At 65.4% G+C, this 1,420-nt stretch carries 2 protein-coding genes; one reads left to right on the forward strand and one right to left on the reverse strand.

Features of this window, described 5'->3' with window-relative positions:
• A partial coding sequence (locus tag AC5RWT_RS37420) for a hypothetical protein (RefSeq protein WP_494084622.1) occupies positions 1 to 236 on the reverse strand: 236 nt, incomplete at its 3' end.
• Between the two features lie 79 nt (positions 237 to 315).
• Here AC5RWT_RS37420 and AC5RWT_RS37425 point away from each other — a divergent pair.
• On the forward strand, positions 316 to 984 hold the full coding sequence (locus AC5RWT_RS37425; RefSeq protein ID WP_494084623.1) for a hypothetical protein: 669 nt from the start codon (positions 316 to 318) through the stop codon (positions 982 to 984).
• The last annotated feature ends 436 nt before the right edge of the window (positions 985 to 1,420 follow it).

Below are 1,420 nucleotides of genomic sequence, written 5' to 3' on the forward strand. Positions count from 1 at the left end.
GTCACGATCGGCGCCCCCGGGGCTGCGGTTTCGACGACAAGCGGCGCGATGTCCTCGCGGGTCACGGTGACAATCGGCTCTGCGGGTACGGTTGCCGTCGTCGCCTCCTGCCTTGTTTCCCCTTCGGTGACCGTCACCACCGGGGCGATCGGCGCGCACCCGGTCTCCGATTCCTCATCCCCGGGCCGCGTTCCGGTAGTCACGACCGGCGTGCCGGGAACCACTGCTTCCGTCACCACCGGAGTCCCTGGAGCCGTTGACTGCGTCACCACCGGTGCACCTGAAGGGGTGGGAACGTCTGTACCGCGGGGGAAATTGAACGTGGTAACCGTGGTGGTGGTGGTCCGCGTTGTCGACTGCGAAGTGGTCGCCGTGCGCTCCGTCTGCTGCGTCGTCGCCGTGGTGATCACCGTCTGGTACGTCGTGGTGGTGCACATTTCACGCTGCTGCGTGCTGGTGAAGACCTCGGTGTACGGCGTCGTCGTGGTGACCAGCGTCTCCCGCGGCTGGGTCGTCGTGGTGACGCGTTCCTGCGGGGTGGTCGTCGTGGTGACGATTGTTGTGGGCGTGGTCGTCGTGGTCAAGACGGCCTTCTCACACCTCTCCACGGGCTTCGCTGCCCGCTCGTTGTTTACCCTGCGGCAGTTGGTGGTCGTGGGGGTCTGTGTGCTCGTCGGCTTGCCCCGCTCCGTGCGGGTTGTCGAGGTTGGCGTGCCGGGAACAACAACGTCCTCGCTGACGGCTTCGCCGGCGTTGCGCTCTTCCTCGGTCACTACCGGGGTGCCGGCGCGCTCGGTCGTCACGACAGTCGCGTCGCCGACATTGCGTTCCTCCGTTGTTACCGTGGGATTCGGCTGCCTGGCCGGAAGCGATGTGTCCGCGGTGACAGGATCGCCCACGGGGCGGTCCGCACTGAACGTAGTCGTCGGAGTGCCTGACGGAACATCAGGGCCCACGACGACAGTCCTGACCGTGCAGACCTGATTATTGCCGTTGCCGCTGAGCGTTCCGCCCAGCGCTGTGCAGTTGGCTTGCCGTTCGGCGGGACCAGCAAGTGCCGGACCGGCTGGAGCCAGTGCGACAACAAGCCCCAGTGTCGTCGCGGCCACCAATGACGAAAAACGCATGATGAACTCTCTTCCCCCAAGTGTGAGCCCCGCGAGGGCGGGGATCTGGCGACACTAACAGGCTGACAAAACAGCGGGCAATGAAATCGGAGCCGATCCGAGAGGGTCGAGTAGTGTGCCGGGCACAAACAGGTAATTGCCCCGCTTAATGGAGAAACTTGCACCCGCACACACAAGTAATTGCCCCCAATTCGAGTACCGGCGCCCGGCCTGTCCCGTGCGGCGCAAACCCCGTCGGCCGCTGAGCATCAACGTCGGCCGAGCACGCCCCGTGCTCGGCCGACGTCATGCAG

The organism is Arthrobacter sp. Dra40 (genome assembly GCF_059091905.1).